General features: G+C 63.8%; 10 protein-coding genes. 1 reads left to right on the forward strand and 9 read right to left on the reverse strand.

Features of this window, described 5'->3' with window-relative positions; translation table 11 throughout:
- Positions 1-87: 87 nt before the first annotated feature.
- From cbiB to RHE_RS12710, 6 genes are all read right to left on the reverse strand, one after another.
- Positions 88-1,068, reverse strand: coding sequence for an adenosylcobinamide-phosphate synthase CbiB (gene cbiB / locus RHE_RS12685; protein WP_011425736.1), 981 nt, complete (start codon positions 1,066-1,068; stop codon positions 88-90).
- Complete coding sequence (gene cobD, locus RHE_RS12690) at positions 1,065-2,072, reverse strand: threonine-phosphate decarboxylase CobD (RefSeq protein ID WP_011425737.1); 1,008 nt, start codon at positions 2,070-2,072, stop codon at positions 1,065-1,067. The genes cbiB and cobD overlap by 4 nt, the downstream gene beginning before the upstream one ends.
- Positions 2,069-3,376, reverse strand: coding sequence for a cobyrinate a,c-diamide synthase (locus RHE_RS12695; RefSeq protein ID WP_011425738.1), 1,308 nt, complete (start codon positions 3,374-3,376; stop codon positions 2,069-2,071). The genes cobD and RHE_RS12695 overlap by 4 nt, the downstream gene beginning before the upstream one ends.
- Entirely contained in the window at positions 3,373-4,212 is an 840-nt protein-coding gene (gene cobA / locus RHE_RS12700) for a uroporphyrinogen-III C-methyltransferase (protein WP_011425739.1), read from the reverse strand. Before cobA ends, RHE_RS12695 begins: the two co-directional genes overlap by 4 nt.
- Before the next feature lie 333 nt (positions 4,213-4,545).
- Positions 4,546-5,496: a nucleoside hydrolase gene (locus RHE_RS12705; RefSeq protein ID WP_042118620.1), complete on the reverse strand. Its 951-nt coding sequence runs from the start codon at positions 5,494-5,496 to the stop codon at positions 4,546-4,548.
- 70 nt (positions 5,497-5,566) lie between these two features.
- Entirely contained in the window at positions 5,567-5,986 is a 420-nt protein-coding gene (locus tag RHE_RS12710; protein WP_042118624.1) for a cobalamin biosynthesis protein, read from the reverse strand.
- Positions 5,987-6,085: 99 nt separating this feature from the next.
- Between RHE_RS12710 and RHE_RS12715 the strand changes: the two genes are divergently transcribed.
- On the forward strand, positions 6,086-6,871 hold the full coding sequence (locus RHE_RS12715; protein WP_011425742.1) for a TSUP family transporter: 786 nt from the start codon (positions 6,086-6,088) through the stop codon (positions 6,869-6,871).
- Between the two features lie 24 nt (positions 6,872-6,895).
- Here the strand turns inward: RHE_RS12715 and cobO are convergent, their stop codons facing one another.
- The 3 genes from cobO to cobW are packed head-to-tail and all read right to left on the reverse strand — an operon-like array spanning position 6,896 to position 12,423.
- Entirely contained in the window at positions 6,896-7,531 is a 636-nt protein-coding gene (gene cobO / locus RHE_RS12720; RefSeq protein ID WP_011425743.1) for a cob(I)yrinic acid a,c-diamide adenosyltransferase, read from the reverse strand.
- Positions 7,531-11,364, reverse strand: a complete 3,834-nt coding sequence (cobN, locus tag RHE_RS12725) for a cobaltochelatase subunit CobN (RefSeq protein ID WP_011425744.1) — start codon at positions 11,362-11,364, stop codon at positions 7,531-7,533. The genes cobO and cobN overlap by 1 nt, the downstream gene beginning before the upstream one ends.
- A 3-nt stretch (positions 11,365-11,367) precedes the next feature.
- Entirely contained in the window at positions 11,368-12,423 is a 1,056-nt protein-coding gene (cobW, locus tag RHE_RS12730; RefSeq protein ID WP_011425745.1) for a cobalamin biosynthesis protein CobW, read from the reverse strand.
- Positions 12,424-12,427 lie beyond the last annotated feature (4 nt).

Genomic DNA, 12,427 nt, shown 5'->3' on the forward strand with positions numbered 1-12,427 from the left:
TGCCTCCGGTCTGATGGATATGAGGCGTTTCGCATAAAGCTTTACGGCGGGACTGTCCACTGGGGCGTGAGCTGTGCCGCAAGTCCCTCACAGAAAGCACAAAAACAATCCGAACGTCACGCCGGCAAGCACCATGCAGCTCGCCTGATATACCGAGACTCCGTCTTCGATGTCGCCGGATGTCGCGACATCGCGCCCGGGATTGTTGATCATCGGTTCGGTAATGAGCACGCCGCCATAGATGCGCGGTCCTGCGAGCTGGACATTCAGCGCACCAGCCATTGCCGCTTCCGGCCGGCCGGAATTCGGCGAACGGTGCAGGCCGCCGTCGCGCATCGCCACCCGGATCGCTTCGCGGCAGGCGCTGGTGCCGCGCCGGATCCAGGCGCCAGCAGCAATCAGCAGGATGGAAAGGCGCGCGGCCGGCCAGTTGGCGACATCGTCGAGCCGGGCGGCCGCCCAGCCGAAATCGATGTATTTTTCCGATCTATGGCCGATCATCGAATCCGCCGTGTTCAGCATCTTGTAGGCAAAAAGCCCTGGCAGGCCGAAGATAGCATACCAAATCGCCGGCGCGACGACGCCATCGGAGAAGTTCTCGGCAAGGCTTTCGATCGCCGCGCGGCAGACGGCCGGCTCATCCAGCGTCTCGGGATCGCGCCCCACAATGCGGGCGACGGCGGCCCGCCCACCGGCAAGCCCCTCCTCACGCAGGGCGACGGCAACGGCAGCGACGTGGTCGGCAAGGCTCTTCTGCGCCAGAAAGATCGCCACCAGTCCGGTCTCCAGCGGGATGCCGGCGAGGCCGAACAACGCGAAAAACCGGTTGAACACGAAGCCTGCCGCCAAGGCCAGCAACAGCAGCGCCAGGATGGCGGCAACGCCATTCATTCGTCGTTGATGGCCCGTGAGGCTTGAAGGATTGAGCTGCTGGTCGGCATAGGAGATCACCGCTCCGAAAATCGCAACGGGATGCGGCACGCGCGACCAGAGCCATTGCGGATCGCCGAGTATCCGGTCGAGCAGCAGCGCCAGAAGCAGCACGAGAAGGTTTAGATCGATCGTCATCGCTCAAATCTCTGAAGGACTTCGCCAAGCCACCGGTCCGCCGCCGGATCAGGCGTCAGCCCGAAACGGAGCCAAGTGGGCGCATAGTCGAACTTGCGGACGAGAATATGATGGCGGCAGAGATGCGTGTAAATGTCGCCCGCCCTGGCATCGTCGACAAGGGTAAACAACGCCGTTCCCCCTGTAATCTGCAGCCCGAGCCCGGTCAGCACCGCATGAAGCCCGGCCCGGCGTTCATTGATGAGCCGGCGGATGGCGGAAACGTCCGAACGCAGCAGCGAGCCCGCTATCGAAAGGGCCGGTCCTGAAACCGCCCAGGGTCCGAGCCACTCCTCGAAACGCTTGAGAATATCATCAGGCGCAATCGCAAAGCCGAGCCGCAGACCGGCGAGCCCGAAAAACTTGCCGAAGGAGCGGAAGATCACCAGCTTGGAAAGCCTCTGCGCGTGGCCCGCGAGACTGAGCGCCGGATCGGCATCGCCGAAGGCTTCGTCGACAACCAGAAGTCCATTGACCGCCTTCATCCTGTCATGCAGGCCAATCAGCGTTTCCACAGGCCATGCCAGCCCATCGGGATTGTTCGGATTGACAACGACGGCAAGCCGATGCTCGTTTCCGATCGCAGCGACATGATTGACGGTATTGACGGCAAAACCGGCCGAAATAAAAGCGCGCGCATACTCGCCATAGGTCGGCGCCACGATGGCGACCTTGGCGCCTTCACCCATTGTCAGCAATCTCGGCAGAAGCTGGATCACCGATTGCGTGCCGGGCACCGGCAGCGGCAGGATCTCGCCGCTCCCGTAGTAATCGCGCGCCGTCCGCCTTGCCTCATCGACCAGATGGCTGTCCGGGAGGCGGTGCCAGGCCCTTGTCGGGATTTCCGGTAGGGCCGCCGGGCATGGATTGATTCCGGTAGAAAGGTCGAGCCAGTCTTCCGGCCTGCCGCCAAAGGCGGCAGCAGCGGCAGTAACTCCGCCACCGTGGACGATCGGCGCGCTCATGCGGAGATCCCGGCGAGATCGATCAAATGCATGTAGGAACCCGCCACCTGCCCGCGCCGGAGTCCCGCCGGGCCGAGATCGGTTCCGAGCGCATCCCGCACCTGAAACAGCCGCTCGCCCTCGCCTTCCGAAATGGGGGTGGAATAGTGGAATTCATGCGCCGTCATCGCCCGCTTAAAGATTGCACCGTCGAGCGGCATGACGTGACGATAACCGAGATGGCGTTTGCGCGCGGCATAGCTCGTGACGACAGGCAGCAGGCCGAGCATCTCGTGACGCTTGCCCTCTGCGTCGATCAGTCCTTCGCCGAGCACCATGTAGCCGCCGCACTCGCCATAGATCCGGATGCCGCGCGCCGCCGCATCGACAAGGGCGGCGCGGAAATTCGGCGCCTGGGAAAGCGTTCCGGCATGCAGCTCGGGATAGCCACCCGGCAGATAGATCGCATCCGCATCGGCAGCAGGCGCTTCGTCGGCGAGCGGCGAGAAGAAGGAAATCGCGGCACCCCGCCGCCGCCAGCCAAGCAGCATATGTTCATAGGAAAAGGCGAAAGCGATATCGCGGGCCACCGCAATGCGACTGCCGAGTGGCGGCAGGCGATCGATATTGGCAGCCGACGGCCGGTTGAGGCCCTGCCTGGCGATGCGCAGCAGAAACTCGTAATTGCATTCCTCGGAGACGGCATCCGCCGCATGCTCGATGAAACCTTCGAGGCTTGCATGCTCACCGGCCTGAACAAGGCCGAGATGGCGAGCGGGCAGGGCCAGCGCCTTGTCGCTGCGGATCACGGCGATCACCGGCATGCGGATCGCCTCGAGCGCCTGACGCAGCATCGCCTCGTGCCGTTCGCTGCCGACCCTGTTGAGGATGACGCCGGCAACGCGCACATCGGCGCGGAAACCGGCAAAACCCGCCACCAGCGGCGCTACCGATTGCGACATGCGCGAAGCGTCGATGACCAGTACCACGGAAAGGCCGAGCTGGGCGGCCAGATCCGCCGCCGTCCCCTTGCCGTCGGCCGCCCCGTCGAACAGTCCCATCATTGCCTCGACGACGAGAATGCGGTCACCGGAGCGGTGCAGCGTGGCATTGGCCGAGATCAGCTCCGGCCGCATCGCCCAGGGATCGAAATTCAGGCAGAGCGTGCCGCTCGCAGCGGCATGGAAGGCGGGATCGATATAGTCGGGGCCGGCCTTGCCGGGCGCGACCGCGATGCCGCGCCGACGCAAGGCTCTGAGCAGCCCGAGCGTCACCGTCGTCTTGCCGGCACCGGAAGAAGGAGCTGCGATCAGGAGGCCGCTCATGCGAGCACCTGGCCGGCCTGGCGGAACGGATCGGGCTGCAGGCGTCGTCCGGCGAGAGCGCCGAGCCAATCGAGCGAGGCTCGGAGCCGCACCACCTCGCCGACGACGACCACGGCCGGCGGCTCGAGCCCGGAGGCGGTGACAGCCTCGGTCGCCTGCCCAAGCGTCGTCTCCAGCACCTGCTGAGCGCCGGTCGCCGCATTGCAGACGAAAGCCACGGGCTCGGACGGCGAGCGGCCCGAAGCAATGAGGTTGGCGCTGATCTGGGCGATGTGCTTCATCGCCATGTACATGACGATCACGGGCGAACCCTTGCCGATCGCTTCCCAGTCGATCCTGTCGGGTACGATGCCGGAGGAATCATGGCCGGTGAGAAACGTCACCGCATGATTGATCTCGCGATGCGTCACCGGAATGCCGGCATAGGCAAGCCCGCCGATACCGGCAGTGATACCCGGCACGATGCGGAATGGGATATTGTGTTCGACCAGCGTCAGAGCCTCCTCGCCGCCGCGCCCGAAGACGAAGGGATCGCCGCCCTTCAGCCGCAGCACCCGCTTGCCGGCGCGCGCCAATTCCACCAGGCGCAACGAAATATCCCGCTGCTTGGCCGAGGGTTTGCCGCCGCGTTTGCCGGCATATTCGAGTTCGGCGTCGGGGTGCGCGAGCCTCAGACAGTCCTCATTGACCAGCGCGTCATGGACGATCACATCGGCCTCGGCGAGCCCCCTGGCGGCCAAAAGCGTCAGCAGGCCCGGATCACCCGGACCGGCCCCGACGAGCCAGACGCTGCCCGGCTCCAGCGCCGGCAAATGGGAGACTATGCTATTCAACATTTTGTTGATCTAGGCCCAGCACGGGCCAAGGTCAACGCTGGCTGCGCCACCTCACTTGAAGTTGCTGAAATGACGACGACTCACTTTCCAAACAAGCGGATTCGATTTCGCAGGAAAGCGACGCAACAATATGAATATTTTATAATATTATACGAGCGGGACCGCCCGCAGCACGGACTGTTGACAAAGTCGTCCAACTCCTCTTCGTCATGCTGGGCCTAGTCCCGAGTATCTGCGGCGGCCGCGGCAGACCCTCGACACAGGGCCGAGGGTGACGCCGAAAAAAGCAAGTCGAAAGTTGACGCCCGCTGCTGCAATCGGCCTTCGAGGCACTCAGCCGCGAAGCAGCGTATCGCGGATCAGATTCAGGACCTTTTCCGACTCGATCCCTGTGGTGACGATCTGGCTCGGCCGGTCATCCCAATCGCCCGGCGGGAAGCGGCGGCCATCCGGCTTGACGATCGTCTGGCCATCGGCAATGCCGCCGCAGACGACACGCACGGCGCCCGATATGGACGAGAACAGTTCCGGCGCGACGACGTAGACTGCGGCGCAGCTGTCATGCACCATCATGCCGTCCTCGACCGCATGCTTGTAGAAGTCGATGTAGGACTGCGAGAGTGCATCGAGCAGTTTCACGGCGCCATCTCCCTCGGCCGCCATCCTGCCGAGATAACTGCGGCTCATCGTGGTGATCGATGTGACGTCGAGGCCGATGACGACCACCTTCCAGGGCGCGGTCATCACGATGTCGGCGGCCTCGGGATCGCCGTGAATATTGGCCTCGGCGACCGGCGAGACATTGCCGGGCACATAGAAATTGCCACCCATGATGACGACGTCCCTGACCAGGGTCGCAATCTCGGGATCCTCCTTCAGCGCCATCGCCAGATTGGTCATCCGGCCGACAGCGACCAGGCGCACCTCGCCGGGATTGGCCCGCACGGTGTCGATGATGAATCGGTGCGCCGGCCGGGGATCGAGCGGCAGGTCGATCGTGTGCGGCACCTCGATATCGCCGAGGCCGTTGTCGCCATGCACCATGGCCGGCCATTCCCGCTCGGCGCGCGAGGCATCGATGGTGACGCTGGCGCCCTTGGCGACGGGTGCAGGTATATTCCACTCACGCTTGAGGAAGAGCGCATTGCGCGTCGTGGTCTCGACCGATGCATTGCCGAAGACTGTGGTGATGCCGATCAGATCGATTTCAGGATGGCGATGCAGGAAGAGAAGCGCCATCGCGTCGTCAACGCCCGGGTCAGTGTCGTAAATGACCTTGTGCATGATATGTCCTCTAGATGTGAATCGCGAGGCTGCCGGTTGGCGCCGCGAATTGCCGCCACCATAGCGACCATCAGGCTTTCTGCAACCCGCCGCGGGCGACCGCCGCCGTCGCCTGCGCCGATTTGATTTTGCCAAGCACCAGTTCGGCATCATCGCCGATCGCCGCAAGCGCTGCCGATTCCGCAACGCCATGGCAGCCGACGCGAGCAAAGACGACGGCTGACGGATTTTTAAGCCGCGGCGTTTCCCGCTCCAGCCGCGGAGCGTCGAAGAATAGGGCCGGCACCGCAAAATACCTGGCAACTGCCAGGATCGCCGCCTCCTCCCGGCGGCTGTCGATGGAAGCAATGGCGGCGAGTTCATCCGCGCCGACACCGGCGGTCTCGAGCGCTGCAAAGGCGAGCGCCAACACCTCCGCAGGCTGCGTCCCGCGCTCGCAGCCAAGACCGAGCACATGGCGCCGTGCCGAATTGAAAGACATGTCGCTCATGGAAGCAGCCGAATGTGCCCTTGCTGTGTCCTTGCAGCCATTGCAGCTTGGAGAGGTAAATGCAACAAGACCGGCTGAACGTCCTTCTGGAATAGCATCTTGCCTGACATTGCCCTCCATCTGATCCTGCTGCTTTGCGCTGCTGCCTTCTTTGCCGGTTTCGTCGATGCGATTGCCGGCGGCGGCGGTCTCATCACCGTTCCCGCCATGTTGATCGCTGGCATCCCGCCGCTGCAGACGCTCGGAACCAACAAGGTGCAATCGATCTTCGGCGCCGCTTCTGCGACGCTCGCCTACGCCCGCAAGGGCCATGTGGAGCTTTCCGAACAGCTGCCGATGGCGCTGATGGCCGTCATGGGCGGAGCACTCGGCGCCGCTCTTGCGACGATCGTACCCGGACAGGTGCTTCAAGCCATCATGCCGGTGCTGCTGTTGGCGATCGCGATCTTCTTCGCTGTCAAGCCGAATCTCAACGACCTCGATAAACACCGTCTCATCACACCCTTCGCCTTCGGCTTGACGCTTGTGCCCGCGATCGGCTTCTACGATGGCGTCTTCGGCCCCGGCACCGGTTCTTTTTTCATGCTCGCCTTCGTCACGCTCGCCGGCTTTGGCGTGCTGAAAGCAACCGCACATACGAAGCTTCTCAATCTCGGCTCGAATTTCGGCGCGCTGATCGTCTTTGCAAGCTTCGGCGCGATCCTCTGGAAGATCGGCCTGTTGATGGGCCTCTGCCAGTTCCTCGGCGCACAGGTGGGTTCACGGCTCGCCATGCGCATTGGCGCAAAGCTGATCAAGCCGCTGCTCGTCATCGTCTGCGTCGCCTTGGCGGTTAAGCTGCTCGCCGATCCGGCAAATCCGCTGCGGGTCTGGTTCGGCGTCTAGAGTCGCAGAAACACCCGGAACGCCTCAGAACTCCACCCCCGGCTGCCCTTTGATACCGGAGCGGAAGGGGTGTTTGACGAGTTCCATCTCCGTCACCAGATCGGCGATCTCGATCAGCTCTTCCTTGGCATTGCGCCCCGTCAGCACGACATGCGTCATGGCCGGCTTCTCGCTCTTCAGGAAGGCGATGACGTCGTTGACGTCGAGATAATCGTAGCGGAGCGCGATGTTGATCTCGTCGAGCAGCACCATGGAATTGCGTTCGTCGCGGATCAGCTCCTTGGCCTTCTCCCAGGCCGCCGAGGCGGCGGCAATGTCACGGGCCCGGTCCTGCGTTTCCCAGGTGAAGCCCTCGCCCATCGTGTGGAACTGGCATAGATCGGAAAAATGCTTCTCGATCAGGTCCCGCTCGCCGGTCCACATCGCGCCCTTGATGAATTGCACGACGGCCGACGGCTTGCCATGGGCGATGTGGCGGAAGATCATGCCGAAGGCGGCTGACGACTTGCCTTTGCCCTTACCGGTATGGACGATGATCAAGCCCTTGCCGTCCGTCTTGGTCGCCATGATCTTGTCCCGCGCCGCCTTCTTCTTCGCCATCTTCTCGGCGTGGCGCGCATCATCCTTGGCCGCTTCGTTTTCTGGGATCTCGTCGCTCATCAGTGCACCTCATTCAGTTGCGTGGCGGCCAGGTCGAACCGCGCCGAATTGCTGCGCGGCGTCCAAAGCCCGCGATCGATCGCCTCGCGCAGGCGCTCTCTCATCTCGTCGAATGCCGCCGGGTTCCTCTCGATCATGAAACCGCGCACGTCCGGATCGGCGACGAAGGCCTGATAGACCGCCTCGAAATGATGCGCGCCGACCGCGCCTGTCGTCGCCGCGAAGGCGAAGAGATAATCGACGGTGGCGGCGATCTCGGCCGCTCCCTTGTAGCCGTGGCGCATGACGCCTGATATCCATTTTGGGTTGACCGCGCGCGCCCGCACGACACGGCCGATTTCCTCCTCGAGCGATCGGATCAAAGGTCGTTCCGGCCTGGAATGATCGTTATGATAGATCGCGGGACGCGCACCGGCGAGCTGCTCGGCCGCCGCCGCCATGCCGCCCTCGAATTGGTAGTAATCGTCACTGTCGAGCAGATCATGCTCGCGATTGTCCTGGTTCTGAATGACGGCCTGCACCGAGCGCAGCCGCTCCTCCAACAGACCGCGTTCGGCCCGCCCATCCTCGCCCGCACCATAGGCATAACTTCCCCAGACGAGATAGGCTTCGGCAAGATCGGCCCGCCGCTCCCAGCCCTTTTCATCGATCAGTGCCTGCAGGCCCGCGCCGTAGGCGCCGGGCTTCGAGCCGAAGATGCGGTAGCCCGCCCGCTTCGCCGCCGCCTTCTCATCGAGCCCAGCCGCGGCGAGCCGCGCCGTCTCGCCGCGCATGCGCCCGGCAATCGGATTGTCAGTCACATCCTCTTCCAGCGCGCCGACAGCGCGGATCGCCTTGTCGAACAGGGCGATCTGCTCGGGAAAGGCGTCGCGGAAGAAGCCGGAAATCCGGAGCGTCACATCGACGCGCGGCCGCCCGAGCGCCGCCGGCGATATGATCTCATAGCCAGTGACACGACGCGAGCTCATGTCCCAGAGCGGCTTGACGCCGATCAGTGCTAGCGCTTGAGCGATATCGTCACCGCCGGTGCGCATGTTCGACGTGCCCCAGGCCGTCAGGCCGAAGGAGACGGGCCACTCGCCGTGATCCTGAACATAGCGGCGGATGAGCAGTTCGGCCGACTTCTTGCCCAGTTCGTAGGCGGCCGGCGTCGGCACGGCGCGGCTGTCGACCGAATAGAAATTGCGGCCCGTCGGTAGCACGTCGGGCCGGCCGCGGGTCGGGGCGCCGGAGGGGCCAGGGGCTACGAACCGACCGTCGAGGCCGCGCAGAAGACTGGTGATTTCGGCCGGGCCACAGGCGAGGATGGAAGGCTTGAGGCAGGATTCGATCTGGTCGAGCACCGTTCTGGTTTCGGACCAGAGGGTTGGGCACTCCATTTCACCGCAAACGAGCTTGGCGGCGAGCAGTTCGATGCGCTCGACGGTGTCACCGTTGCTGCGCCAAGGGGCGTCGAGGATATCTGCGAGGATAGCCGGACGCGGGCCAATCCAAAGAGTCGCCATATCGCAGTCGAGTGGGTCGAAGGGACGCCGAAGCGCGCGACTGCCCTTCTCCCCGGCGGGGGGGAAACTCAACCTAGCATCCGCAGCAATCGCCCGCTGCAAACTCGCATTGCCACCCTCTCCCAGCCCGCGCGGGACCCGCGCCAGCGCGACGGTGAGCTCCGTCAGCAACCGCCCCTCCGGCGACACTCCGAAGACATGCAGCCCGTCTCGGATCTGCATCTCCTTGAGATCGCAGAGATAGGCGTCGAGCTTCTTCAGCGCCTCACCTTCGCTCTCATCTTTCGCAATCCCCGCATCCTGATCCAGCCCGATATCGGTGACGAGATCGAGGATCTGCCGGCTGAGCAGGCGGATGCGGCGAGGATCGCCGCCGGCGGCCTCGTAATATTCGTCGACCAGCGCCTCCAAGTCTTTGAGCGGCCCGTAGCTCTCGGCCCGCGTCAAAGGCGGCGTCAGATGATCGATGATGACGGCGGCGGCGCGACGCTTGGCCTGCGTGCCCTCGCCCGGATCATTGACGATGAAGGGATAAAGATGCGGCAACGGCCCGAGGATCGCTTCCGGATAACATGTCTCCGAGAGCGCCAGCGCCTTGCCCGGCAGCCATTCGAGATTGCCATGCTTGCCCATATGGATGACAGCGTCGGCGCCAAATTCGTGCCGCAGGAAAGCATAGAAGGCGATATAGCCATGCGGCGGCACGAGATCCGGCGAATGATAGCTCTCCTTCGGATCGATATTGTAGCCGCGTGCCGGCTGAATGCCGACCAGGACGCCGCCGAAGCGGGCGAAAGGCAGGGCGAAGACGCCGTCGCGAAAATAGGGGTCGTTCTCTGGCTCGCCCCAGCGGTCCGTCACTTCATCCTGAATCTTTTTGGGAAGAGATCCCAGGAAGTCTTTGTAGCGACTGAACGAAAGGGCCTCGCGGATGACCCGGCCGTCATGCCCGGAATTGGTCGGCCCCTCCATCAGATGGCGGATCAGCGCGTCGCCATCGGCTGGAACATCGGCAACCGGATAATCCGCACCCGCCATCGCCCGAAGCACCTCGATGCTGGCGGCCGGCGTGTCGAGCCCGACGCCGTTGCCGAGCCGGCCGTCGCGGTTCGGATAATTCGCCATGACCAGGGCGATGCGCCTCCTATTGGCGTGCGTCCCGCGCAGCCGCGCCCAGTTGGCGGCGAGCTCCGCCGTGTAGCGCACCCGGCCGGCATCGGGGAGGCTGGCGACGATGTTCGCCTCGACAGCCGTGTCGTAACGCGCCGCCGTCTTGAAGGACACCGCCCGCGCCAATATACGCCCGTCGACTTCAGGAAGCGCCACATTCATGCCGAGATCGCGCGCCGATAGACCCTGCGACGAAACAGCCCAGGCCTCCCGCGACGAAGCCGACAGGATCGCCTGCAGCACGATGGCGTCGTTCGTTTCCAGTACCGTCGGCTCCCGGTCGGCGCCCGGTGCCGAAACGGCGAACCCTGTCGTGTTGATGACGACCTCGGGCTTCAGCGCCGAAAACACGCTCTCAAGAATGCCCGTCGAAACAGGATCCTTGAGGCTATAGGCGAAGACGGGCAACGGCCGGAGGCTAAGTGCGGCAAGCGCCGCGATCAGCGCCTCAATCGGACCGGTCTCGCCGCTCTGGACCAGGGCGCGGTAGAAGCTGATCGCGACGATTGGCCCCACCGCCACCTTCTCCGCTGAATGTGGGATACCCTCCTCAAGGGCCGAAGAAGGTATACAGGCAACAGACTGCCGCCACTCCTCGACCCCGATCAGCCCCCGCCCAGGCCACCAGATGCCCGCCTTCATCAGCGGCGCTGCCGGCGCCGGCTTTTCCGCCCCTGAAAGCATCGCCGACGCATAGGCGAGAAAATCTCGCGCATTGGCGTCGCCGCCTTCGATTAGATAGGCCCAAAGCGCGTTGAGATCGTCGAGGTCAACATTGGAGAAAGGAACCAGCCCGGCATCCGGCTTGGCATCGCCAGGCAACACCGCGATCAGGGCACCGTTGCGGGCTGCCGCCGCATGCAACGCCTCCAGCGCATAATGGAAGTAGCTCGCCCCACCCAGCGCCCGCACAACGATCAGCTTGGCGTGCCGCGCCGTTCGCTCGATATAGGTATCCACCGACATCGGATGCTTGAGGCTCATCAGATTCGCGAGCCTCAGCGAAAACGCCCCCTCACCCGCACGACAGGCAGCCGCGATCGCGGCAAGCTCGGTGTCGGCGGCCGAAAGGAACAGGATATCGCCCGGCGACTGGCCGAGGTCGATCGCCTCCTCGCCATCGCTGATCGTTCCCTGCTGGGCCAGAAGCAGATGCATCGATTATCCCTGAACGAGCGCTTCGATCGCTTTGCGAACCGCGTCCTGGTTCATTTCGTGCAAGCCGATGACGACGAGGCGCGTGCGGCGCGCCTCGCCCGCTGCCCAGGCGCGGTCGAAATACTGGTCGATGCGGCTGCCGACGGCCTGCAGCTGCAGGCGCATGGGCTTGCCCGAGACGTCGATGAAGCCCTTGAGGCGCAGCACATCATGTTCGGCGATGATGCCCTTCAGCTTTTCGACAAAGCCTGTCGGGTCGGAAATAGCGCCGAGTTCGACGACGAAGCTGTCGAATTCGTCGTGGTCGTGTGGCGCCCCATCCTCGTGCTCCAGCTCGTGATGGGATTTGCGGTTGGCGATATCGTCTTCCGTGCCGATGCCGAGGCCGAGCAGCACGCCTGCCGGCACCTCGCCGTTCCTGGCTTCGATCATGACCGGCTTGCGGGCGATGCGCGAGGCGACTTCGCTCTTCACGCGGCCCAGGCCATCGCCATCGATCAGGTCGGTCTTGTTGAGCACGATGAGATCGGCGCATGTGAGCTGGTCTTCGAACAGCTCCTCAATCGGGCTCTCATGATCGAGCGAGTCGTCCTCGCTGCGCGCCGCCTCGACCGCATCATGGTCATCGGCGAATCGGCCGGCGGCAACGGCCGCGCTGTCGACCACCGTGATGACGCCGTCGACGGTCACCTGGGTGCGGATATCAGGCCAGTTGAAGGCGGCGACCAGCGGCTGCGGCAGGGCGAGGCCGGAGGTTTCGATGACGATATGGTCGGGCCGCTGTTCGCGCTCCAAGAGCTTCGTCATCGTTGGAATGAAATCGTCGGCGACGGTACAGCAGATGCAGCCATTGGTGAGCTCGATAATGTCTTCCTCGCTGCAATTCTCCGCGCCGCAGCCCTTTAACACCTCACCATCGACACCGAGGTCGCCGAACTCGTTGATGACGAGCGCAATCTTTTTGCCGCCGGCATTGGTGAGCAAGTTGCGGATCATCGTCGTCTTGCCGGCGCCGAGGAAGCCGGTGATGACAGTTGCGGGGATTTTCTGCTGGTTCATGGAA

It is taken from the genome of Rhizobium etli CFN 42 (assembly GCF_000092045.1).
In the GTDB taxonomy this organism is placed as follows: domain Bacteria; phylum Pseudomonadota; class Alphaproteobacteria; order Rhizobiales; family Rhizobiaceae; genus Rhizobium; species Rhizobium etli.